This is a genomic window from Ewingella sp. AOP8-B2-18 (assembly GCF_052376015.1).
Lineage (GTDB): Bacteria > Pseudomonadota > Gammaproteobacteria > Enterobacterales > Enterobacteriaceae > Ewingella > Ewingella allii.
In genome coordinates this window covers 99,243-122,470 of record NZ_JBQSVB010000011.1, presented here as the reverse complement: position 1 = coordinate 122,470, position 23,228 = coordinate 99,243, and the positions used below count along the sequence as shown (strand labels likewise).

The following is a 23,228-nucleotide window of genomic DNA, read 5'->3' as shown; positions in this document are numbered from 1 at the left end:
AAAGTGAGAAACCCCAGCCGAAAGGCCGGGGTTTTTTGCTATGTGGGACACGGCAAAGCGGCAAACAAAGAAGCCCCCCTGCTCTTACGAGCCGGGGGGCTTTTTGCGTTATGGCTTAGTGATCACCGCGCGCGATTGTTAAGCCAGTGGATCACAAACTGGCCAACGTCCTCTATCTTATTGATATCTAAGGATGGGAGAGCGTTGTCGAGTGGTGTATCGCTGCATACCGCGATAGCATTGTTGTCTATCAGCCCTTCAAATGCTTTAGTGGCGCCCTGCCGATACAAGACGATTTTATCTATCTCTTCATGCTTAAAGCCTTCAACCAAGATCAAATCTAATGAGTTGCTGTCGAAACGGCTGGCAAGATAGTGAAGATCCAGGGAGTCAGCCTCTGGCGTTTCTGTCATTAATGCCCAGCGCTGGCTGCTGGCAACCATGGTCTGATGGGCACCCGCCTTCCTTAACTCAAAACTATCTTTGCCGGGTGTATCGACATCTACGTCATGGTGGGTATGTTTGATAAGTCCGACTCGCACTCCTTTAGCCTTTAAATAAGGGATGAGTTGCTTGAGAAGCGTTGTTTTACCCGTGCCGCTGTAAGCCACGACGCCAAGTAGTGGGATAGATAACTTATTCATGGTAACTGGCCTAATGTCTTTTCCCACAGGGCGACATCTGCTGGAGTATTTAGATTAGCGAAAGCCTTAGGATCATCGAATATCACGGGTAGCGCGTTGATCTGCTTGAAGAAAAACATGACCTTTCTTTCACCTTTTGCTAAATAGCTCTCCAGCTCAGGAATGATTCTTTTGTCCAGCAAGCACAGTGTGGGGTGATCTCTTGAAACGTCTCGCGCATAGACAGCAGAGTGTTGGCAGCTATGCGCAGTAAATTGCTCGGCCAAGTCACGTGGGAACGATGGGACATCGCACGGGACAAACAGCGCCCATTGAGTATTAACAGCTTTTAAACCTGCCAGCATCCCGGCAAGAGGGCCGGCATAATCTTGAGTGATATCAGGAATCACGGTGAAGTGTTGACCATAAACCCGTGGATTTTGGTTCGAATTAATCACGATATCACCCACCATCGGGCGTAGCCTTTCGGCAATATGCTCAAAAAGCATCTTACCTGCGGCTCGGATCGTGCCTTTATCCTGCCCCATCCGCGTCGAGCGCCCGCCAGCTAAAATGACCCCCGTTATCTCGTCCGTGCTCATTCTCTTCACCCTTCTCGACCCTCTTTCCTGCGATTGTAACGCCAAACATTGTGATGAATCAGGTTTTAATCGGCTGTTTTAACTCTCCCTTCCCCTGAGGAAATAAGCCTGATATTTTGTGTGACTACTGCCAATAAAAGGACATTATTATGAAAGAGCATCGCCTAAATGAGCTTATTGAACTGCTTCATCCAGCATGGAAGAACGATTCTGATATGAATTTGCTGCAATTTTTGCAGAAACTGGCCACCGAGTGTGGATATCAGGGGCCGCTCGCTGAGCTAAGCGATGATATGTTGATATATCACCTCAAAATGCGCGGTAGCGAGAGCACGGCAGAAATTCCGGGCCTCAAGAAAGATTATGAGGATGATTTCAAAACCGCCATTTTACGTGCACGTGGAATTATTAAGGATTGATGTAAACTTATGTGAACTTCATGCGACTCGCCAAAAATCGATGATACTATTTCGTATTGTCATTTTTCCGTACGGCCTATCTGAATGAAGTTATGAACAATTCCGCTTTCAATTTCCAGGCCTTGTCGCCAGATCTGATCCTCGATGCGTTAGAAAGCGTCGGATTAATGGCAGAATCTGGCCTCACCGCATTAAACAGTTATGAAAACCGCGTCTACCAGTTTCTTGGTGAAGACAAAAAACGTTATGTGGTGAAGTTTTACCGGCCGGAACGCTGGAGTGAAGAACAAATCCTTGAGGAGCACGCTTTCTCGCAGGATATGCTCGATGCGGAAGTTCCAGCAGTTGCTCCCCTAAGTATTCAGGGAACGACTCTCCATTCTTACCAAGGCTTCCTCTTTACGGTGTTCCCAAGCGTTGGCGGGCGTCAGTATGAAATTGATAATCTCGACCAATTAGAATGGGTTGGGCGTTTTCTTGGGCGTATACATCAGGTAGGCAGTGAAAGCCTGTTTGTGTCCAGGCCAACCATGGGGTTGGATGAATATCTGAATCAACCTCGCATTACTCTCGAAAACTCATCTTTAATTCCTGCACGCCAGCGCGCGGCATTCCTTGCAACGACCGACAGCCTGATCGCCACCATTGGTGAGTATTGGCATCAGGATTGGAGGCCACTGCGCCTGCACGGCGATTGTCATCCGGGAAATATCCTGTGGCGCGACGGCCCGATTTTTGTCGATTTGGATGATGCGAGAAACGGCCCGGCAGTGCAGGATTTGTGGATGCTGTTGCATGGAGACCAAAGCGATCAGCGGCTACAGCTGGATATCTTGCTTGAAGCTTACAGCGAATTTGCTGACTTCGACGCCAGTCAGTTATCACTCATCGAACCTTTGCGAGCAATGAGGATGGTCTATTATCTCGCATGGGTTGCGCGTCGTTGGGAAGATCCTGCTTTTCCAAAGAGCTTCCCTTGGATGAAAGATGAAGACTTTTGGTTTAATCAGTCTGCCGTATTTAACGAGCAGATTAAGAAATTACAGGCGCCACCTTTACAGCTGATGCCAATGTACTGAGTCGTGAATAAACGCTAAATATTTAATTAAATGGAGATAGGTTTGATATGAAAAAGATATTCCTGGCACTGATTGGTATGGTTATGGCCTTCAGCGCATCAGCTGCACAATTTTCTAATGGCACGCAGTACGTAACGCTTGATAAGCCAGCGGCCGGTGAGCCTCAGGTTCTTGAGTTCTTCTCATTCTATTGCCCGCACTGCTATCAGTTCGAACAAGTTTGGCATGTATCTGACAATATTCGTAAGAACCTGCCAGAGGGGGTTAAATACGCTAAATATCATGCTGAATTCCTTGGCCCATTAGGCAAACAGCTGACCCAAGCTTGGGCTGTGGCCATTGCGCTGGGTGTTGAAGATAAAGTTAGCCCGCTGATGTTTGAAGCGGTGCAAAAAAAGCAGACGGTTCAAAACGCTGATGATATTCGCAAAGTCTTTATTGAGGCGGGTGTTAAAGGCGAAGATTATGACGCGGCGCTGAACAGCTTCGTGGTGAAATCTCTGGTCGTACAGCAAGAGAAAGCAGCACAAGATTTGAATCTGCAGGGTGTGCCATCTGTATTCGTGAACGGTAAATACATGGTCAAAAATGATGGTCTGGATACCACCACTATGGATATCTACACTAAGCAATTCTCTGATGTTGTTAACTTCTTAGCGAAGCAGAAGTAATTTCTAAATCGAAATGCCAGCATTAAGCTGGCATTTCTTTTATCCAGGCATTACCCATTAAATAGATGCCATAGAAATATAAAACCGCAGCATATTAATAATGGAGAATTATAATATCCACATTAACCGTTAAACTTCTATGACAACTTTTTTTAGATTTAAAACGGTTTAACTGCATGAAACCCGTAGCTAAAAATTAATACCCTCTCACTCGATTTCATAATAATTTCCCTGATATGAATTTTACTCACAAAGTTATCCACAGGGTGATCCCGCGAGATCCCTCGCAAGTTTGTTATCAATTTATCTCTCAAGGTTCGCCTTTATCCTCAGCTATGGCATCCTTAGAGCATGTCAGATCACGAATAAAGAAGAGTTATGGCCCAGATAGCAGAAAACCCACTTATCCTGGTAGACGGTTCGTCTTACCTTTACCGCGCCTACCACGCGTTCCCTCCGCTGACCAACTCGGCCGGGGAGCCAACCGGTGCGATGTACGGCGTGCTGAACATGCTGCGTAGTCTGCTGCTGCAATACACTCCGAGCCACGTTGCCGTCGTTTTTGATGCGAAAGGCAAAACCTTCCGTGACGAACTTTTCGATCAATATAAATCGCACCGTCCTCCAATGCCGGACGACCTGCGGGCTCAAATCGAGCCACTGCACCAGATGGTGAAAGCCATGGGCCTGCCGCTGCTGGTTGTCTCTGGGGTTGAAGCCGATGACGTCATCGGCACTTTGGCATTGGAAGCTGAAAAAGCTGGCCATGCCGTGCTGATCAGTACCGGCGATAAAGACATGGCGCAGCTGGTGACGCCGGGCGTGACCCTGATCAACACCATGAATAACGCGATTCTTGGCCCAGACGAAGTGGTTGAGAAGTATGGCGTTCCACCTGAGCTGATCATCGATTTCCTCGCACTGATGGGAGACTCTTCCGACAACATCCCCGGCGTTCCAGGCGTTGGCGAGAAGACCGCGCAGGCATTGCTACAGGGGATTGGCGGCCTGGATGCGCTGTATGCCGATCTCGATAAAATCGCAACGCTGAGCTTCCGTGGTGCTAAAACCATGGGTGCGAAATTGGGTGAGAATAAAGAGGTGGCTTACCTCTCTTACCAGCTGGCTACCATCAAAACTGACGTTGAGCTGGACATCACCTGTGGCGAGCTGACTGTCGCCGAACCTGACGCCGCCGAGCTACAAGGCCTGTTCGCCCGCTATGAGTTCAAACGCTGGCTGGCCGATGTGGAAGCCGGCACTTGGCTGTCTGGCAAGAAAGGCGCGGCTAAACCCGCGGCCAGCAAGAAAAAGGGCGGTGAAGAGATTGAGATTGCCGTCGGCGAGCCGGTGGAGCGCGCCCAGCTGTCTCAAGAGGGCTATGTCACCATTCTGGATCAAGAGACGTTGGATGAGTGGATTGGCTATCTCAAAGCTTCCGACGTTTTTGCTTTTGATACCGAAACCGATGGTCTGGATACCCTGACAGCCAACCTGATTGGCCTGTCATTTGCCGTCGCGCCGGGCAAGGCCGCTTACCTGCCGGTGGCCCATGACTACCTTGATTCGCCAGCCCAGCTCGACCGCAGTGAAGTGCTGGCCCAGCTCAAGCCTCTGCTTGAGGATGAAAAGCAGCTGAAAGTGGGGCAGAACCTGAAGTTCGATCGCGGCATTCTGTTGCGCTATGACATCGAGCTGAAAGGCATCGCTTTCGACACCATGCTCGAGTCTTACGTGCTGGACAGCGTGTCCGGCCGCCATGACATGGACAGCCTGGCCGATCGCTACTTAGGCCATAAGACAGTCAGCTTCGAAGAAATTGCCGGTAAAGGTAAGAACCAGCTGACCTTCAACCAGATTGCACTCGAGCAGGCTTCCCCTTACGCCGCAGAAGATGCTGATGTCACGTTGCAACTGCATCAGGCCCTGTGGCCAAAGATTCAGGAAAGCGCCACGCTCACCACGGTATTCAATGAGATTGAAATGCCACTGGTGCCGGTGTTGTCGCACATTGAGCGCACGGGCGTGTTGATTGACCAAAATATTCTGGCGGCTCACTCCAAAGAGCTGACAATTCGCCTGGCCGAGCTGGAAACCAAAGCGCACGAACTGGCGGAGGAGCCATTTAACCTCTCTTCCACCAAGCAGCTACAGGCCATTCTGTATGAAAAACAGAAACTGCCTATTCTGAAAAAAACGCCGGGCGGCGCGCCTTCGACTAATGAAGAAGTGCTGGCGGAACTGGCGCTGGACTACCCACTGCCGAAAGTCATTCTCGAGTATCGCGGCTTAGCCAAGCTCAAATCGACCTATACCGACAAGCTGCCGCTGATGATTAACCCGCAGTCCGGCCGCGTACACACCTCTTACCATCAGGCGGTGACGGCGACCGGGCGCTTGTCTTCGAGCGATCCAAATCTGCAAAACATTCCGGTGCGCAATGAGGAAGGGCGGCGTATTCGTCAGGCGTTTATCGCGCCGAAAGACCACTGCATCGTGGCAGCGGACTACTCGCAAATCGAGCTGCGCATCATGGCTCATCTTTCCAAGGATGAAGGTCTGCTGAAAGCGTTCGCCGAAGGCAAAGATATCCATAAAGCCACGGCGGCAGAAGTGTTTGGCACGCCGCTGGATAACGTTACCGGCGAGCAGCGTCGCAGCGCCAAGGCCATCAACTTTGGTCTGATTTACGGCATGAGCGCGTTCGGCCTGTCTCGCCAGCTGAATATTCCGCGTAAAGAGTCCCAGCGTTATATGGATTTGTACTTCGAACGCTATCCGGGCGTGCTTGAGTATATGGAGCGCACGCGCACTCAGGCTTCCGAAAAGGGCTATGTTGAAACCCTCGATGGTCGTCGCCTGTATCTGCCAGATATCAAATCCAGCAATGCGATGCGTCGCAAAGGCGCTGAGCGTGCAGCAATCAACGCCCCAATGCAGGGTACCGCGGCTGACATCATCAAACGCGCGATGATCAAAGTCGCCGATTGGTTACTGCAGCCCGATGCCCCACGAGCGCGCATTATCATGCAGGTGCACGATGAATTGGTATTTGAAGTCCACAACGACGATGTTGAGGCCGTGAGCGAGAAGGTCCGCAGCCTGATGGAAGGAAGTATGGAGCTGGCCGTGCCGCTGAAGGTTGAAGTGGGCGTCGGTAAGAATTGGGACGAAGCACACTAATAGTGCAACTTTTGATCTCATTCTGTAATTAAGCTACATAATAGTGCGGTCATTTCATGAGGGTGATCGCATAAAATACAATTTTTGTGTAAGTAAACTACAAAAAAGTCTTTTTCCTTTTTTAGAAATAGGGTAAAGTCTCGCTCGTAGGGTACAGAGGTAAGATGTTCTATCTTTCAGACCTTTTACTTCACGTAATCGGATTTGGCTGAATATTTTAGCCGCCCCAGGCATTTATGTCTGGGGCGTTTTTTATTATGCTTTTGCGACCTTTTCGCGGCTTTTCGCCACAAAAAAGGGTGACCCGCAGGCCACCCTTTCTCTTCGCTATCTCTAGCAAATCTCTAACACAGCATTACTCGCCAGACAGGCCATCTTCCAGCACTTCAGGCGGCAGCTCGCTGAACCAAGTGTCCAACTTTTGACTCAGTTTATCGACGCCCTGCTTTTTCAGCGAAGAGAAAGCTTCGACCTGAATATCGCCCATATACTCTTTAACGGCTTCGCGAACCATTTTGACCTGAGCCTGACGCGCGCCGGACGCCAGTTTATCGGCCTTGGTCAGCAGCAGCATAACTGGCGTGCCCACCGCGACAGCCCATTCAATCATTTGGCGGTCGAGGTCTTTTAACGGGTGGCGAATGTCCATCAGTACGATCAGACCCTTCAGGGAGTTACGCATCTGCAGGTATTCACCTAAAGAGCGCTGCCATTTGATCTTCATCTCTTCCGGAACCTGCGCGTAGCCATAGCCCGGTAAGTCGACCAGACGAATGCCCGGCTCCACTTCAAACAGGTTAATCAGCTGAGTACGGCCCGGCGTTTTACTGATACGCGCCAGCGCTTTTTGCTGGGTCAGGGTATTTAGCGCACTGGATTTGCCGGCGTTTGAACGACCAGCAAATGCGACTTCAATGCCTTCATCACTTGGCAGATGCCGGATGTCCGGGGCGCTCATGACGAAATGGGTCATATGATAGTTGTAAGTTTGGCTGGTCAAAACGTGCTTCTCCGAAATGCTTAGGTATCTGGCTGGCGATTATAGCTGCAACAGGGGCGGGATGCGTTTCTGTTTTTGTGATCCGAATGATGATGAGAAGGGGTCATAGAAATGAAGGTGTAGAAAATATTCCTTCACGATGTAAGACATTTGCCATTCAAAATGCGGGCTATCACGCTTTATTTCGCGCCGTGATTTATAAAAATATTTAAATTCAGTGAGATATCAGAACACCCAAGAAATCACACTCTCTTCATATGCTGCGTATCTTGAGCCTTAAGCTGATTGGGGTAAAGTAATTCTTACGCGATGAAGGAAAGAATGGAAGCACGGATGAATCAGCCTTCATGGATCATAGGAACTGCATCGCAATCATGGATGAACAAAGCTGGACGCTTTGAAAGGTAAGGGAAAAATTGGGACGTTGAGACCAAACATGGAACGTAATGTCAGAATAACCTTCTTCGGAAGGAGATAAAAAGGCAGCAAGGCTTACTTGCTGCCTTTTTTCTTTGTTCGCTTTCTGCTAGATTCCGCCGCAAATCTATACTAATTGAACACACCTAAGAGCAGATGCCATGAAACAGCCAGCGAAAGCGCCGAGCGCCAATACCGCGACAGCAAAACCTAAGAAGAAAAAAAATCGCGTTGAACTCGATATCGAAGCGCGCCAACGCAAGCGTGATAACAAACGCCGTGGCCGTAAAGCGGGTTCACGCGCTAACCCAGACGCCGCCAAAGAGCAGAATGCAGCAGGTGGCAAGAAAGCCGATCCGCGCATTGGCAGCAAGAAAGCCGTGCCGCTGGTGGTTGAAACTGTTTTCAATAACGCGACTAAAGCCAAGAAAACCGCAAAACCTCAGGCCGAAGCCAAACCTCAGCTGCCGCCAGAAGAAGAGCTGACGCTGCTGGAGAACGATCCGCGCCTCGATAGCCTGCTGGATAAGCTGGACGACGGCGAAACCCTGAGCGCAGAAGATCAGTCTTATGTTGATCAGACTCTTGACCGTATCGACGTGTTGATGGAGTTGCTGGGTATTGAACTTGGCGATGAAGACGACGAAGTTGACGAAGAAGAGAAAAAAGAAGACATGATGCAGCTGCTTAAGCGCGGGAATCCGAAAGAAGATTTCTAAAAATTGCGCTGGGTCATCCCAACGGCAATAGCCTTACTCTTTGCATGTTATATGCTTTGGTTATTCGTTAAACTACGCCGGTTATCGAAAACCAAAGCACGTTTGCGTCATGCGAGCACGATGCGGCAGGCTAAACACCTGCCCGTTATGCGTTCGCGCAGGAGCAGACGTCGCAAGGAGTGAGCATCATGATCTCAACCAGCGCTGCGTCATCGGCTTCTCAATCGCAACCCACCGCCGAGTGGGATTTGGCCCTGATCCAAAAATATAACTATTCCGGCCCGCGCTATACCTCTTATCCCACGGCTCTCGAATTCAGCGAAACCTACGACGACGCTGCTTTTCGTCGCGCCGCCCAGCGCTACCCCGATCGCTCACTCTCCCTGTACGTCCACATCCCGTTTTGCCACAAGCTTTGCTACTTCTGCGGCTGCAACAAGCTGGTCACTCGGCAGCAGCATAAAGCGGAAGAGTACCTCAATGTCTTAGAGCAAGAGATTCGTCAACGCTCCGCGCTGTTTAAAGGCCGTCAGGTGAGTCAGCTGCATTGGGGAGGGGGTACGCCCACTTATCTGGATAAAGCGCAGATAAGCCGTTTGATGGGCCTCCTGCGGGATCATTTCGACTTCCAGCCCAACGCCGAGATGTCGCTGGAGCTAGATCCGCGTGAAATCGAGCTGGACGTGCTCGATCACCTGCGCGCCGAAGGCTTTAATCGCCTGAGCATGGGCGTGCAAGATTTCAATAAAGAAGTTCAGCAACTGGTGAATCGCGAACAGGACGAAGACTTTATTTTCGCCTTGATTGCCCGGGCTAAAGCGCTGGGATTCAATTCGACCAATATCGACCTGATCTACGGTTTGCCGAAGCAGACGGCGGAGAGCTTCGCCTACACCTTGCAGCGCGTGGCTGAACTCAGCCCCGACCGCCTCAGCGTGTTTAACTATGCCCATATGCCCAAGCTGTTTGCCGCCCAGCGTAAAATCAAAGATGGGGATTTGCCGGGTGCCGAAGAGAAACTGCGCATTCTGCAAGAAACCATCTCTTCGCTGACCGACTCGGGTTATCGCTTTATCGGCATGGACCACTTTGCTCGCCCGGACGACGAGCTGGCTATCGCCCAGCAGCAAGGCAAGCTGCACCGCAACTTTCAGGGTTACACCACTCAGGGCGACAGCGACCTGCTAGGACTTGGCGTCTCGGCCATCAGCATGCTTGGCGATACTTACGCGCAAAATGAGAAAGACTTAAAAACCTATTATCGGCGCGTCGCAACCGACGGCCACGCGCTGTGGCGCGGCTTAGAGATGACCGACGATGACTGCCTGCGCCGCGAGGTGATTAAGTCGCTGATTTGCCACTTCGCGCTGGATTTCGAGCCAATCGAACAGCGTTATGCCATTGATTTCTCAAGTTACTTTGCCGAGGATCTGAAGCTGCTTCAGCCATTAGCCAAAGACGGGCTGGTGGACATCAGCCCAACCGGCATTCAAGTTACGCCGCGCGGGCGTCTGCTAATCCGCAACGTTTGCATGTGTTTTGATATCTATTTGCGCAAACAGGTGCGCCAGCAGCAGTTCTCTCGGGTGATTTGATCTGCGTTCGGTCCAAATAAAAACAGCCGCTAATGCGGCTGTTTTTGTCTGCGGACGGCGAGTTATTTCAGCCCGCGTTACTCCATTCCCAGCTCTTTCAGCTTGCGGGTCAGGGTGTTACGCCCCCAGCCCAGCAGCCGTGCGGCTTCCTGCTTGTGGCCCTGAGTGTGGCGCAGCGCGGTGGTCAGCAGCGTGCGCTCCATTTCAGGTTGAGCTTCCGACAGCAGGTTTTGATGACCGGAACGCAGCGCGCGGTCCGCCCACTGTGCCAGCAGCGTCGCCCAGCTGTCCGGCAGGCTTTGCCCGCTAGACTCCGGCGCGGAGCTTTCAAACAGTTCGCTCGGCAGGTCCTGAATCAACACTTCTTGCCCGGCGGCCATTACGGTCAACCAGCGGCAAGTGTTCTCCAACTGGCGCACGTTCCCCGGCCAAGGCAGGCGAGTCAGCGCAGTTTCGGTTTCAGGATGAAGGTTTTTAGCCTCCACACCCAGCTCTTTGGCTGCCACTTGCAGGAAGTAGCGCGCCAGGCGTGGAATATCCTCACGGCGCTCGCGCAGTGGCGGAAGATGGACGCGAATCACGTTCAGACGGTGGAACAGGTCTTCACGGAATTTGCCCTCCTGCACGCGCAGCTCAAGGTTTTGGTGCGTCGCGGCAATAATGCGCACATCGACCTTAACCGGCGCGTAGCCACCTACGCGGTAAAACTGGCCGTCGGCCAACACGCGCAGCAGGCGAGTTTGCACATCGAGCGGCATGTCACCGATTTCATCGAGGAACAGCGTGCCGTTGTCGGCTTGCTCAAAACGCCCCTGACGAATGGTGTTTGCGCCGGTAAACGCGCCTTTTTCATGGCCGAAAAGTTCGGACTCAATCAGGTCTTTCGGAATAGCCGCCATATTCAGCGCGATAAACGGCGCTTTGGCGCGCGGGCTGTGGCGATGCAAAGCGTGCGCCACCAGCTCTTTACCGGTACCAGACTCACCGTTGATCAGCACGCTAATGGAGGAGCGTGAAAGGCGACCAATGATGCGAAACACGTCCTGCATGGCAGGGGCTTCGCCGATGATATCTGCGGTTGGGCCGCTGGCAGGCTGGCTGCGCGGTGGCTGCTGCTGCTCCTGATAATGGCTGATAGCGCGCTCGACCAAGGCCACGGCTTCATCAATATCAAAAGGTTTTGGCAGGTAGTCGAAGGCACCCTGTTGATATGCACTAACCGCCGCATCCAAATCAGAATGCGCTGTCATTATGATGACCGGGAGCATCGGGTGGCGCTGCTTAATCTGCTTTAGCAGCGCTAAACCGTCCATGCCGGGCATGCGAATATCGGACAACAACACGTCAGGGGTTTGGGTGGCGATGGCTTCGAGCACATCATTGCCGCTGTCAAAAGCGGTGCAACTTAAGCCCGCCCCAGTGAGCGCTCGTTCAAGAACCCAGCGGATGGAGCTATCGTCATCGACGATCCAGACTATCCCTCGTTGCATAAGAACCTCACTGGCGAATAGGCAGGTAAACCGAGAATTCGGTATGTCCTGGCCAACTGTTAAATTCAACTTTACCCGAATGCTGGTCAATCAAACTGCGCGCGATAGACAGGCCCAGTCCTGTTCCCCCCTCGCGGCCACTGACCATTGGGTAAAAAAGTGTATCCTGCAAATGCGCCGGCACGCCGGGACCGGTATCTTCGATATCGATACGGGCGGCTAAGCGGTAACGCACGCCATGCAGGGTTATCTGGAAGGCGGTGCGTGTGCGCAATGTTATGGTTCCGCCTTCCTCACCCAGAGCCTGCAAGGCGTTGCGGGTAATGTTCAGCAGAATTTGTTCTATTTGATCAGGATCGTGCGCCAGCTCGGGCAGGCTCGGATCGTAATCACGTATTAGCTCAACATTGTCCGGCTTTTCCATCGAGACCAGCTGGCAAACGCGCTCAGCCACCTGATGGATACTCTGAGTCACGTGCTGGCTCGGGCGCTGTGGGCCGAGCAGTCGGTCCACCAGATTGCGCAGCCGGTCTGCCTGCTCGATGATGACTTTGGTGTATTCCAGCAGGGCGGGATCGGGCAGGGCGCGTGATAAAAGCTGCGCCGCGCCGCGTAATCCACCCAGCGGGTTTTTAATCTCGTGCGCCAATCCGCGAATCAAATCACGGGCGGCCACTTGTTGGGCGTGTTGCAGCTGCTCTTGGCTCAGGCGACGCTGATTGTCCATCGGGGCCAGTTCGACCAGAATAAAACCTTCTGGCAAAGCCTGCGCCGTCAAGGACAGGACGTGTGCCCGACCATCAACCACTAACGTCACTTCACTGTCTGTAAATCCTTGACCTGCCTGTAAGTTTTCGCGCATCAACTCAATATTGAGTGAAAAATAGCCCACCAGTTCCGGCAGCGGCGTGCCAAACAGTTTCCGGGAGCTTTGCGCCAACAATTGTTGTGCGGCAGGGTTGGCATAATGCACAGCCAGTTCGTCATCCAATAGCAGAACGCTATTGATTAGAGAATTCAAAATCTGCCCCGAATCAGGCAGCTTACCAGTTGCCATACCGCTGTCTCCCGCACCGTCGTGGTGCATTTTATCCGGCTACCCGGCAGATTCACGGGTCAGATTGGTTAAGCAGGAAAGAGTGTGGAGAAAAAAGCCCATCCGAAGATGGGCTGAAAGTTTCCACGGCAACAAAAAAATGTCTTACTTATTTTAAGACGCTGAAGGTCTTCACACTGCTGGCCTTCAGTCGGGTGTTTCTTGAGCGCCAGTTGCCCGGCGCTCAGTAGCGATTAAACGCTGTAGTACAGTTCGAACTCAACTGGGTGTGGAGTCATGCGAACACGATCCATCTCTTCTTTACGCAGAGCGATATAAGCGTCGATAGCATCGTCAGTAAACACGCCGCCACGAGTCAGGAACTCACGGTCTTCGTTCAGCGCATTCAGGGCTTCTTCCAGAGAACCTGCAACTTTTGGAATCTCTGCTTCTTCTTCCGGTGGCAAGTCGTACAGGTTTTTGTCCATCGCATCGCCAGGGTGGATCTTGTTGATAACGCCATCCAGGCCAGCCATCAGCAGAGCGGCGAAAGCCAGGTATGGGTTAGCCGCTGGATCTGGGAAGCGAGCTTCGATACGTACTGCTTTAGGGCTAGATACGTGTGGAATACGGATAGATGCAGAACGGTTACGCGCAGAGTAAGCCAGCATAACTGGCGCTTCGTAGCCCGGGACCAAACGCTTGTAGGAGTTGGTAGTCGGGTTAGCGTAGGCGTTGATCGCTTTCGCGTGCTTGATGATACCGCCGATGTAGAACAGTGCCATTTCAGACAGGCCGCCGTATTTGTCGCCAGAGAACAGGTTGTTACCGTTCTTAGACAGAGACATGTGGCAGTGCATACCTGAACCGTTATCGCCAAACATTGGTTTTGGCATAAAGGTCGCAGTTTTGCCAAATGCGTGAGCCACGTTGTGAACCACGTATTTGTAGATTTGGATTTCGTCAGCTTTTTTGGTCATGGTGTTGAAGCGGGTTGCCACTTCGTTCTGACCCGCTGTTGCCACTTCGTGGTGGTGAGCTTCAACAACCAGACCCATTTCTTCCATGGTCAAACACATGGTAGAACGCAGGTCCTGAGAGGAGTCAACTGGAGGCACTGGGAAGTAACCGCCTTTCACCGCTGGACGGTGGCCTTTGTTGCCGCCTTCGTATTTGGTGCTGGAGTTCCATGCGCCTTCGATATCGTCGATAGCAACGTGAGAGCCGGAGATGCTGCTGCCGAAGCGCACATCGTCAAACAGGAAGAACTCTGGCTCAGGTCCGAACAGAACGGTGTCCGCGATGCCTGAAGAGCGCAGGAAGTCTTCTGCACGTTTTGCAGTAGAGCGTGGGTCACGGTCATAACCTTGCAGCGTAGTTGGCTCAAGGATGTCGCAACGAATGATCAGCGTGGTTTCTTCGTAGAATGGGTCAAGAACAGCAGTGCTGGCATCTGGCATCAGAACCATGTCAGATTCGTTAATACCTTTCCAGCCACCGATTGAAGAACCATCAAACATTTTGCCTTCTTCGAAGAAGTCAGCGCTCACTTGGTGAGATGGAATGGTGACGTGCTGCTCTTTGCCTTTGGTATCAGTGAAACGTAAATCTACGAATTTCACTTCATGCTCATTCAGCATCGTCAAAACGTGTTCAGCGGACATACTAGTTCTCCCGAAATTCTCATTATCGTCGTGGAACGAATAACCAATTAGTTGGCATTTATTTGTAAACAACAACCCTAGTGGAACTGGCGTGTGGCCTAAACAGCTTTTATTTATCCCGCGTAATTTTAGGTTGCCGCCTGGGTGGCAACTTCAACGTACTGGGGAATAGCTCTGATAAGACTTTTTTCACCCTTAAAAGTAATAGCGAAATCTGTGCCAACTTTGAGAAAATGCAAACAACGCCATTTTAAAGGGCTTTTGCACCTTTTGAGTATGCACCATAACGGAGTTTTTGCACCTTTTTGGTGCTAGTGGCCAGATCTGAAGCACCAAATTGGTGCGCCAAGCGAGTGCAAAGGCCCGTTTGCACCGTGAAAGGGATCACAAAGTAACCATCATCGAGTTGTTTCGATAAGATCATTGTGATCTTGTTTAGAACCTCGCTTAATACGTGTACAATAGCGCGCTATTTCTAATGCCTGAGGCAAAGCTGTGATCGAAAATTTGCGTAACATCGCCATTATTGCCCACGTTGACCATGGTAAAACCACCCTGGTCGACAAGTTGCTGCAACAATCCGGTACTTTCGGAGAGCGTGTAGAAGCAACTGAACGCGTAATGGACTCCAACGATTTGGAGAAAGAGCGTGGGATTACCATCCTCGCAAAAAACACCGCCATTAATTGGAAAGACTACCGCATCAACATCGTTGATACCCCAGGACACGCCGACTTCGGCGGTGAGGTAGAGCGTGTGATGTCTATGGTCGACTCGGTGCTGCTGGTTGTGGATGCAATGGATGGCCCAATGCCGCAAACCCGTTTCGTGACCAAAAAAGCATTCGCTAATGGTCTGAAGCCGATCGTGGTAATCAACAAAGTTGACCGTCCGGGCGCACGTCCTGACTGGGTTGTTGACCAGGTCTTCGACCTGTTCGTTAACCTCGACGCGACTGACGAGCAACTCGACTTCCCAATCATCTATGCATCTGCATTGATGGGTATCGCGGGCACCGACCATGCTGATATGGCCGAAGACATGACCCCGCTGTACCAGGCAATCGTAGACCACGTTGAAGCACCTAAAGTTGACCGTGACGGCCCACTGCAGATGCAAATCTCTCAGCTGGACTACAACAACTACGTTGGCGTTATCGGCATCGGCCGTATCAAACGCGGCGTGGTTAAGCCTAACCAACAAGTCACTATCATCGATAGCGAAGGCAAAACCCGTAACGGTAAAGTCGGTAAAGTACTGGGCCACATGGGTCTGGAGCGTATCGAAACTCAACTGGCTGAAGCAGGCGACATCATTGCTATCACCGGCTTGGGCGAGTTGAACATCTCCGACACCATCTGTGATCCACAGAACGTCGAAGCGCTGACTCCACTGAGCGTTGATGAACCAACCGTTACCATGTACTTCAACGTAAACACCTCTCCGTTCTGTGGTAAAGAAGGTAAGTATGTGACTTCACGTCAGATCCTTGACCGTCTGAACAAAGAACTGGTGCACAACGTGGCACTGCGTGTTGAAGAAACTGAAGATGCTGATGCGTTCCGCGTATCTGGCCGTGGTGAACTTCACCTGTCAGTTCTGATTGAAAACATGCGTCGTGAAGGTTTCGAAATCGCTGTTTCTCGTCCAAAAGTTATCAACAAGATGATTGATGGTCGTAAACAAGAGCCATTCGAAAACGTAACGCTGGATATCGAAGAACAGCACCAGGGTTCAGTCATGCAAGCCATGGGTGAGCGTAAGGGCGACGTTAAGGACATGATCCCTGACGGCAAAGGTCGTATCCGTCTGGATTACCTGATCCCAGCGCGTGGCCTGATCGGCTTCCGTACTGAGTTCATGACCATGACTTCTGGTACTGGCCTGCTGTACTCCACCTTCAGCCACTACGACGACGTTCGTCCGGGTGAAATCGGTCAGCGCCAGAACGGCGTTCTGATTTCTAACGGTCAGGGCAAAGCTGTAGCGTTCGCACTGTTCAGCCTGCAAGACCGCGGCAAATTGTTCCTGGGCCACGGCGCAGAAGTGTATGAAGGCCAGATCATCGGTATTCACTCACGTTCTAACGACCTGACCGTGAACTGCTTGACCGGTAAGAAGCTGACCAACATGCGTGCGTCCGGTACTGACGAAGCGACTACCTTGGTTCCTGCTATCAAAATGTCTCTGGAGCAAGCTCTGGAATTCATCGATGATGACGAACTGGTAGAAGTGACTCCTCAGTCTGTACGTATCCGTAAACGTCACCTGACTGAGAACGATCGTAAACGTGCAATGCGTGGTCCTAAAGAAAGTTAATTTTCTTCCTCGCTAGACGTTTTCAATCGAACAGGGCGCCTTTGGGTGCCCTGTTTTTTTTGTGTTTTTTACTCAATTTACCTCGCAACCCTGTGGTTCACTCCCTGTTCATACGTCCCTTTTCCCGCTAAAGTTAAGCATCATCTTTGAAATCAGGAGCGTGCAATGCTGTACATTTTTGATATGGGAAACGTCATTATTGATATTGATTTCAAACGTGTGCTTGGGGTGTGGAGCAACCTCAGCGGTACGCCTTTGGCGATACTCAATGAAAGATTTTCAATGGGCGACGTGTTCAAGAAGCACGAACGCGGCGAAATCAGCGACGAAGAGTTCGCCACCTCGCTGTGCGAAGAAATGGGCATTGCGCTCAGCTTTGAGCAATTCAGCGCGGGCTGGCACGCGGTGTTTGTTGGGCTGCGCCCAGAGGTGATTGAGCTGTTCAAAACGCTGCGCCAGCAGGGCCATCGCGTGGTAGTGCTGTCTAACACCAATAGCCTGCATCTCGACTACTGGCCAAAACACTTCCCTGAAATCGCAGAAAATACGGATGCTATTTATCTGTCGCAAGACTTAGGGATGCGTAAGCCCGAAACCCGCATTTTCGAATACGTGCTGAATAAAGAAGGCGTTAGCGCCAGCGAGGCGGTGTTCTTCGACGACGTGCTCGAGAACGTCGAGGCCGCACAGTCCGTGGGTATCAGAGCCGTGCTGGTGGAAGACAAAAAAACCGTACCAACCTGGTTTTCTGCCGCGGAGCATGGATGAGAGTACTGTGGCGTCGAGTAAAAGCGGGCGGGCATTTTGTACACCTGCTGCTTAAGCGTGCCGATAAGGATGGCCTGACGTTACTGGCGGGCCATCTGGCCTACGTTTCGCTGCTCTCCTTGGTGCCATTAATCGCAGTGGTCTTCTCGCTGTTCGCTCTTTTCCCGGTATTCTCCGAGATAAGCGAGCAGCTTAAAGCCTTTATTTTCAATAATTTCATGCCCGCCACAGGCGACGTGATCCAGCGCTACCTCGAGCAGTTTGTCGCCAACTCCAGCAAAATGACCGCCGTCGGTACCTGTGGGCTGATTATCACCGCGCTGCTGCTGATCGCCTCGGTGGACAGCGTGCTGAATAAGATTTGGGACAGCAAAAACAAACGTCCGATCGTCTTCTCCTTTGCCGTCTACTGGATGGTGCTGACCCTCGGCCCAATCCTGCTGGTAGCCAGCGTGGCGATCAGCTCCTACCTGCTCTCACTCAACTGGCTGAGCAACGTCACGGACGTGCATTCGGTGATCGACCGCGTGCTGCGCGTGCTGCCTCTGCTGATTTCGTGGATCTCCTTCTGGCTGCTTTATCAGGTCGTCCCGACGGTGCGCGTGCCGCCAAAAGACGCGTTAATCGGCGCTTTGGTCTCAGGCATATTATTTGAGCTAGGCAAGAAGGTGTTTGCGCTCTATATCCAGCTTTTCCCCTCTTATCAGCTGATTTATGGCGTGCTGGCGGTGATTCCGATCTTGTTCCTATGGGTCTATGTGAGCTGGTGTATTGTGCTGCTGGGGGCGGAGATCACCGTCACGCTGGGTGAATACCGCTCACTGCGCAAACTGCGCACTTCGGACACCGCGGCTTTAAATATCAAAGAACCCTAATGGCGTAACACGAAAGGATTTTTATGATTGCATTAATTCAACGCGTGCTGAATGCCAGCGTGACGGTTGATGGCGAAGTTTGCGGTGAGATTGGGCCAGGATTACTGATTTTGCTGGGTGTCGAACAGGGTGACGATGAGCAAAAGGCAAAAAAACTGTGCGATAAGGTGATCGGATACCGTATCTTCAGTGATGAGAACGGCAAGATGAACCTTAACGTGCAACAGGCAGGGGGCAGCCTGCTAGTGGTTTCGCAATTCACCCTGGTGGCCGATACCCAAAAGGGCAATCGCCCGGGCTTTTCGCGAGGCGCAGCGCCTCAAGAAGCCGAAAGACTGTATGACTACTTCTGCGGGGAATGCAGGGAGAAAGGCATTCCGACTGAAACAGGGCGCTTCGCCGCCGACATGAAAGTGGCACTGGTGAATGACGGACCCGTGACCTTCTGGCTACAAGTCTGATTTAAAAGGCATCGCGCCGGAGAGAATCTACCTATGTATCATTTGAGAGTTCCTGTAACCGAAAAAGAACTGGCGGCGTATTACTCCTTCCGCTGGGAGATGTTGCGTAAGCCGCTGCATCAGCCCGAAGGCTCAGAACGTGATGCCTATGACGCCATGGCACACCACCAAATGGTGGTGGATGAGCACGGCAACACCGTGGCCGTGGGGCGTTTGTATATTAATGCGGATAACGAGGCGTCGATTCGCTTTCTGGCCGTAGACCCGAACGTCCAAGGTAAAGGCTTGGGGACGCTGGTGGCGATGACGCTGGAGTCCGTTGCTCGTCAGGAGGGAGTGAAGCGCGTGGTGTGTAGTGCGCGCGAAGACGCTGAGGCATTCTTTGCCAAACTGGGTTTCGTTAACCAGGGGGAAATTACTACCCCGCAGACCACGCCAGTGCGCCACTTCTTGATGATCAAACCGATTGAGACGTTGGACGACATTCTGCACCGCCCCGATTGGTGCGGGCAGCTACAACAAGCTTGGTATGACCATATTCCGCTGAGTGAGAAAATGGGCGTGCGCATCAGCCAGTACACTGGCCAGCGCTTTGTCACCACCATGCCGGAAGCGGGGAATCAGAATCCGCACCATACGCTGTTCGCCGGCAGCCTGTTCTCATTGGCGACGCTGACCGGCTGGGGGTTAATCTGGTTGCTGCTACGCGAGCGCCACTTGGGGGGAACCATTGTTCTGGCCGATGCCCATATTCGCTACAGCGCGCCAGTCACCGGCCGTCCGCGCGCCATCGCCGACCTCAGCTCTATCAGTGGCGATCTCGACCGTCTGGCGAAGGGGCGCAGGGCCCGCGTTCAGTTGGAAGTGAATCTGTTAGGCGATGAGCCTAACGGAGCAATTTTTGAAGGGACCTATCTCGTTTTACCGGCGTCACCTGATGCTCCTCTCGAGCCGCAGATCAACTGATAACTGTCATCCTGCGAGCCGCGCCTGCCTTGGGCACTTCAATCATTCCAGTCACTTACGGTGTAAGTGACTGGAAGTCATTCAGTTACTGCCTGCTACTATTCCCTGACTCATTTGCTGGTCGATTTGCTTGCCATCGGCGCTGAGAGCGTGAAGCTTGCCGTTGAGCGTCGGTTTGAAATCGACATTCGCCGGAAGCTGCCCTTGCAGATTGAGCTGCAAGTTAGCATTGCCCTCTAGCGGTAGGTGAGGCCATCCCCAGTTTTCTAACACGTTCGACGGCACGGCGCGCCCTGTCAGATTGAGGGAGAAATTGCGCTGCGGCTGTTGGTCAACGTTGCCCGTGGCTTCCAGCAGACCTTCTTTAGTGAAGGCGCTCATTTCGGTGATTTTGACCTGATTGTCTGCGGCTTCCAGTGCCAGAGACGGCCGACGAACGTCGACTTTGTTGAAGGTTGCGTCGCTGGCATTAAGGTTGAGTTTGCCGGACCAGATGCCCCACTCGTGGTTACGCGCCAGAAGTAAATCGCTGCCGTAGCCGTCGAGCGCTGTGAGCTGGAAGGGGAACTGCGGCGAAATATCGATGATCAGATTGCGGTTGGTCATCAACTTGCCGATATACACCTCGGACAGCCAAGACGGCAGGGTTTGCAGCCAAAGCTGGCGCCAGTTTTGCGGCAAAGTGTATTCCAGCGCGGCAACCGTCAGTTCATCTAACTGTAAGCGCTTGTTGGCGCGAGTCCAGCTGCCGGTGGTGCGCAGCAGGCCGCCTTCCCAGCGCCCGCTCACTTGGCGAATGGCGATGCCCTGCGGCGAAAGGTCCAAATTCACTAACGGGTCGATGACATGCAGACTGCCATTGATCATCTCGGTGGCGTTGAGTGAGATTTCACCATCTTCGCTCTGCCAGTCACCGTCTTGCAGATTGACATCTTTCACTGACAGGTCGACATCGCTGAACGCCCAGTCTTGCCCTTGCAGGCGAGCATCAATCAGGTCAAAACGCTTAATACTGACTTTTGGTAACTTGTGGGCGTCTTGTAAGAACACCGACAGCGGCTCGGCGGTTTGCAGGCGGACATTGCTCAAACGCACGTTGTCGATAGTCCAACTGCCATCTGCCGCTCGGCTTGCCTTGCCGGTTAACTGGCCGCGAGCCAAGTCCCCGCCGAAGTTGTTCAGCGTGAGTTGATTATTGTTAATCTGACCTTGAACCAGAATGTTTTCAGCAGGAATGCCGTTGAGGGTCAGCGCAGAGGCACTAAGCTGGAACTCGGCATTTTCGCCAAGCACGCGCCCGGCCTTGGGCTGCCAAGGATAGATGCCAGCATTCACTTTTTGGCCATCAATTTCCCAGTCGTTCACATCACCGACCAGCGCCATTTTGCTCAACTGAAGCGTGTTGGCCTGAATCGGCAAATTCAACGCGGAAGGGTTGAGATTGAGACGCCCGTTGATGAGCGTGATGCGATCGAAGAATTTGGGATCGGTGATTTGGCGCCAGCTCAGGTCGAGATTTACCTGTGCCGCATTCAGCGCGTCCGGCTGGTTTTTGGCCCCCAATGTCACACCATTGAGCACAATGCGGCCTGGTTCTGACCAGCCGTGGTCTATTTTTCCGACTGATAGGTGGTAGTTACTGTTGCCAGTGATCCATTGGCTGACTTGCGTCGCCGCCCAGCGCGTTTGCAACAGCACATAGAGCAGCACAACCGCCAGCACCAACAGCAGGACTAATGTCAGCAAAACTTTACCGATAAATTTCATCGTCTAAATCCGTATCCGTCGGGAAAGGAGTGTAAGAGTACCTTGTTTATGCCGTAAACAGTGGCCTTTCTCAATAGGTTAGCATGACAGAGACAAGAAAATGCGGCGAGGGTTCCAGACCTCTCGCCGCAGTTGCAGGGGTTACAGCGGATGTTTATTTTTCGTGCGGGAAAATCAGGTTCAGCACAATGGCGGTAATGCCGCCAGCCGCAATACCCGAGGAGAGCAGGGTTTTCAGCCAGTCCGGGGCGAATTGCAAAATCAGCGGCTGCTGGGAAACGCCCATGCCGACGGCCAAAGAGAGCGCCATGATCATAATCGCCCGGCGATTCAGGCGCTCGCGGGAAACAATGCGCACACCGGATGCCGCGATGGTACCGAACATCACGATGGTCGCGCCGCCCAGCACCGGCTCAGGAATATGCTGCACAAAGCCCGCCACGGCGGGGAACAGGCCCAGCGCGATCAGCATCAATGCCACCACAAACCCGACATAGCGACTGGCAACGCCGGTTAACTGAATCACGCCGTTGTTCTGGCCGAAGCAGGAGTTAGGGAAGGTGTTGAACACGGCTGAAAGCATCGAGTTCAGGCCATTGGCTAATACGCCGCCTTTGATGCGCTTCATATACAGCGGGCCGCTGACCGGCTGCTCGGAAACGTCAGAGGTGGCGGTAATGTCGCCGATGGTTTCCAGCGAGGTCACCATGAAAATCAGCATCAAAGGAATCAGTAAGTTCCAGTCGAAGCCCAGCCCGTAGTACAGCGGGGTCGGCAGCGTAACCAGATTGGTCTGTGTCGCCGGAGCCGAGGCTGGCAGCATGCCCATCAACCACGCGGCGACGTAGCCCACGGCCATTGCGATCACCAGCGAGGCGACGCGCAGGTAAGGGTTTTTCTGGCGGTTGAGTAGGATAATTACTACCAGAACCACGGCGGCCAGCAGCAAGTTCTTCGGCGCGCCAAAGGTGTGATCGCTCATCGCCGTGTAGCCGCCGCCAATTGACGTCAGGCCAACTTGAATCAGCGACAGGCCGATAATCATTACTACAATGCCCGACACCAGGGGCGTGATCACCCGGCGGGCCAGATGCAGGAAGCGGGAAAGAATGATTTCGGTGCAGGACGCCACCATTAGGGTGCCGAACAGCGCCGCCATCATGGTTGGGACATCCGCGCCGCCGTTTTTCAACGCCATACCGCCCATGATTAACGGCGCGACAAAGTTAAAGCTGGTGCCCTGAATGGAGAGCAGCCCGGAGCCGACCGGCCCCCAGGTTTTAATTTGCAAAATGGATGCGAGGCCGGACGCAAACAGCGACATGCTAATAATGTGCTGAGTATCCTGCGCCGGCAGGCCGAGTGCCTGACAAATAAGCAGCGCGGGGGTGATTACGGCCACGAACATCGCCAATAAGTGCTGACAGGCGGCAAACAGGGTTTGCGGCAGCGGCGGGCGATCTTCAAGGCGATAAATCAGTTCACTGTGCTGTGGGCGGGAAAGTTCGGCGTGCTGTGCGTCTGTCTCGGCAGATTGCGTACTCATGATTTGGGCGTCCATTAAGCGGCAAAGC

At 52.5% G+C, this 23,228-nt stretch carries 20 protein-coding genes; 12 read left to right on the top strand and 8 right to left on the bottom strand.

Features of this window, described 5'->3' with window-relative positions; translation table 11 throughout:
• Positions 1–122: 122 nt before the first annotated feature.
• Positions 123–644, bottom strand: coding sequence for a molybdopterin-guanine dinucleotide biosynthesis protein MobB (gene mobB / locus ACT3RR_RS19130; protein WP_441656205.1), 522 nt, complete (start codon positions 642–644; stop codon positions 123–125).
• On the bottom strand, positions 641–1,225 hold the full coding sequence (gene mobA, locus ACT3RR_RS19125; protein ID WP_353503793.1) for a molybdenum cofactor guanylyltransferase MobA: 585 nt from the start codon (positions 1,223–1,225) through the stop codon (positions 641–643). Before mobA ends, mobB begins: the two co-directional genes overlap by 4 nt.
• Before the next feature lie 149 nt (positions 1,226–1,374).
• Here mobA and ACT3RR_RS19120 point away from each other — a divergent pair, with 149 nt between their 5' ends.
• The 5 genes from ACT3RR_RS19120 to ACT3RR_RS19100 all read left to right on the top strand — a co-directional run bounded on the left by ACT3RR_RS19120 (position 1,375) and on the right by ACT3RR_RS19100 (position 6,789).
• The gene (locus ACT3RR_RS19120) at positions 1,375–1,644 is read left to right on the top strand and encodes a YihD family protein (RefSeq protein ID WP_034794454.1); all 270 of its coding nucleotides are present in this window, start codon (positions 1,375–1,377) and stop codon (positions 1,642–1,644) included.
• 92 nt (positions 1,645–1,736) lie between these two features.
• Positions 1,737–2,723, top strand: coding sequence for a serine/threonine protein kinase (locus ACT3RR_RS19115; RefSeq protein ID WP_353503794.1), 987 nt, complete (start codon positions 1,737–1,739; stop codon positions 2,721–2,723).
• 47 nt (positions 2,724–2,770) lie between these two features.
• Entirely contained in the window at positions 2,771–3,394 is a 624-nt protein-coding gene (gene dsbA, locus ACT3RR_RS19110; RefSeq protein WP_353503795.1) for a thiol:disulfide interchange protein DsbA, read from the top strand.
• 378 nt (positions 3,395–3,772) lie between these two features.
• Positions 3,773–6,577 (top strand): DNA polymerase I, encoded by a 2,805-nt coding sequence (gene polA, locus ACT3RR_RS19105; protein WP_496200926.1) that lies wholly within the window; start codon positions 3,773–3,775, stop codon positions 6,575–6,577.
• A 164-nt stretch (positions 6,578–6,741) separates the two neighbouring features.
• Entirely contained in the window at positions 6,742–6,789 is a 48-nt protein-coding gene (locus ACT3RR_RS19100) for a small protein SpfP (RefSeq protein ID WP_071892919.1), read from the top strand.
• Positions 6,790–6,932: 143 nt separating this feature from the next.
• Here ACT3RR_RS19100 and yihA read toward each other — a convergent pair whose 3' ends face one another.
• Positions 6,933–7,577: a ribosome biogenesis GTP-binding protein YihA/YsxC gene (gene yihA / locus ACT3RR_RS19095; RefSeq protein ID WP_353503797.1), complete on the bottom strand. Its 645-nt coding sequence runs from the start codon at positions 7,575–7,577 to the stop codon at positions 6,933–6,935.
• 578 nt (positions 7,578–8,155) lie between these two features.
• On the opposite strand from yihA, the gene yihI reads away from it, so the two are divergent.
• A complete protein-coding gene (gene yihI / locus ACT3RR_RS19090) occupies positions 8,156–8,713 on the top strand; it encodes a Der GTPase-activating protein YihI (RefSeq protein WP_496200925.1) in 558 nt (185 codons plus the stop codon).
• A gap of 188 nt (positions 8,714–8,901) precedes the next feature.
• Positions 8,902–10,308 (top strand): oxygen-independent coproporphyrinogen III oxidase, encoded by a 1,407-nt coding sequence (gene hemN, locus ACT3RR_RS19085; RefSeq protein WP_496200924.1) that lies wholly within the window; start codon positions 8,902–8,904, stop codon positions 10,306–10,308.
• A 77-nt stretch (positions 10,309–10,385) separates the two neighbouring features.
• Here hemN and glnG read toward each other — a convergent pair whose 3' ends face one another.
• The 3 genes from glnG to glnA all read right to left on the bottom strand — a co-directional run bounded on the left by glnG (position 10,386) and on the right by glnA (position 14,498).
• Positions 10,386–11,798 carry a nitrogen regulation protein NR(I) gene (gene glnG / locus ACT3RR_RS19080; RefSeq protein ID WP_034794464.1) on the bottom strand — a complete coding sequence of 471 codons (1,413 nt, stop codon included), beginning with the start codon at positions 11,796–11,798 and terminating at the stop codon, positions 10,386–10,388.
• A 7-nt stretch (positions 11,799–11,805) separates the two neighbouring features.
• The gene (glnL, locus tag ACT3RR_RS19075; protein WP_034794669.1) at positions 11,806–12,855 is read right to left on the bottom strand and encodes a nitrogen regulation protein NR(II); all 1,050 of its coding nucleotides are present in this window, start codon (positions 12,853–12,855) and stop codon (positions 11,806–11,808) included.
• Between the two features lie 233 nt (positions 12,856–13,088).
• On the bottom strand, positions 13,089–14,498 hold the full coding sequence (gene glnA / locus ACT3RR_RS19070; RefSeq protein WP_034794466.1) for a glutamate--ammonia ligase: 1,410 nt from the start codon (positions 14,496–14,498) through the stop codon (positions 13,089–13,091).
• 495 nt (positions 14,499–14,993) lie between these two features.
• On the opposite strand from glnA, the gene typA reads away from it, so the two are divergent.
• From typA to fabY, 5 genes are all read left to right on the top strand, one after another.
• Complete coding sequence (gene typA, locus ACT3RR_RS19065; protein ID WP_353503800.1) at positions 14,994–16,817, top strand: ribosome-dependent GTPase TypA; 1,824 nt, start codon at positions 14,994–14,996, stop codon at positions 16,815–16,817.
• Positions 16,818–16,982: 165 nt separating this feature from the next.
• The gene (gene yihX, locus ACT3RR_RS19060) at positions 16,983–17,585 is read left to right on the top strand and encodes a glucose-1-phosphatase (protein WP_353503801.1); all 603 of its coding nucleotides are present in this window, start codon (positions 16,983–16,985) and stop codon (positions 17,583–17,585) included.
• A complete protein-coding gene (locus ACT3RR_RS19055; RefSeq protein WP_353503802.1) occupies positions 17,582–18,460 on the top strand; it encodes a virulence factor BrkB family protein in 879 nt (292 codons plus the stop codon). The genes yihX and ACT3RR_RS19055 overlap by 4 nt, the downstream gene beginning before the upstream one ends.
• 23 nt (positions 18,461–18,483) lie before the next feature.
• Entirely contained in the window at positions 18,484–18,921 is a 438-nt protein-coding gene (dtd, locus tag ACT3RR_RS19050) for a D-aminoacyl-tRNA deacylase (RefSeq protein ID WP_034794473.1), read from the top strand.
• A gap of 33 nt (positions 18,922–18,954) precedes the next feature.
• The gene (gene fabY / locus ACT3RR_RS19045) at positions 18,955–19,887 is read left to right on the top strand and encodes a fatty acid biosynthesis protein FabY (protein WP_353503803.1); all 933 of its coding nucleotides are present in this window, start codon (positions 18,955–18,957) and stop codon (positions 19,885–19,887) included.
• An 81-nt stretch (positions 19,888–19,968) separates the two neighbouring features.
• Here the strand turns inward: fabY and ACT3RR_RS19040 are convergent, their stop codons facing one another.
• Positions 19,969–21,654 (bottom strand): AsmA family protein, encoded by a 1,686-nt coding sequence (locus ACT3RR_RS19040; RefSeq protein ID WP_496200923.1) that lies wholly within the window; start codon positions 21,652–21,654, stop codon positions 19,969–19,971.
• Positions 21,655–21,808: 154 nt separating this feature from the next.
• Positions 21,809–23,200, bottom strand: a complete 1,392-nt coding sequence (locus ACT3RR_RS19035) for a nucleobase:cation symporter-2 family protein (protein ID WP_496200922.1) — start codon at positions 23,198–23,200, stop codon at positions 21,809–21,811.
• Positions 23,201–23,228 lie beyond the last annotated feature (28 nt).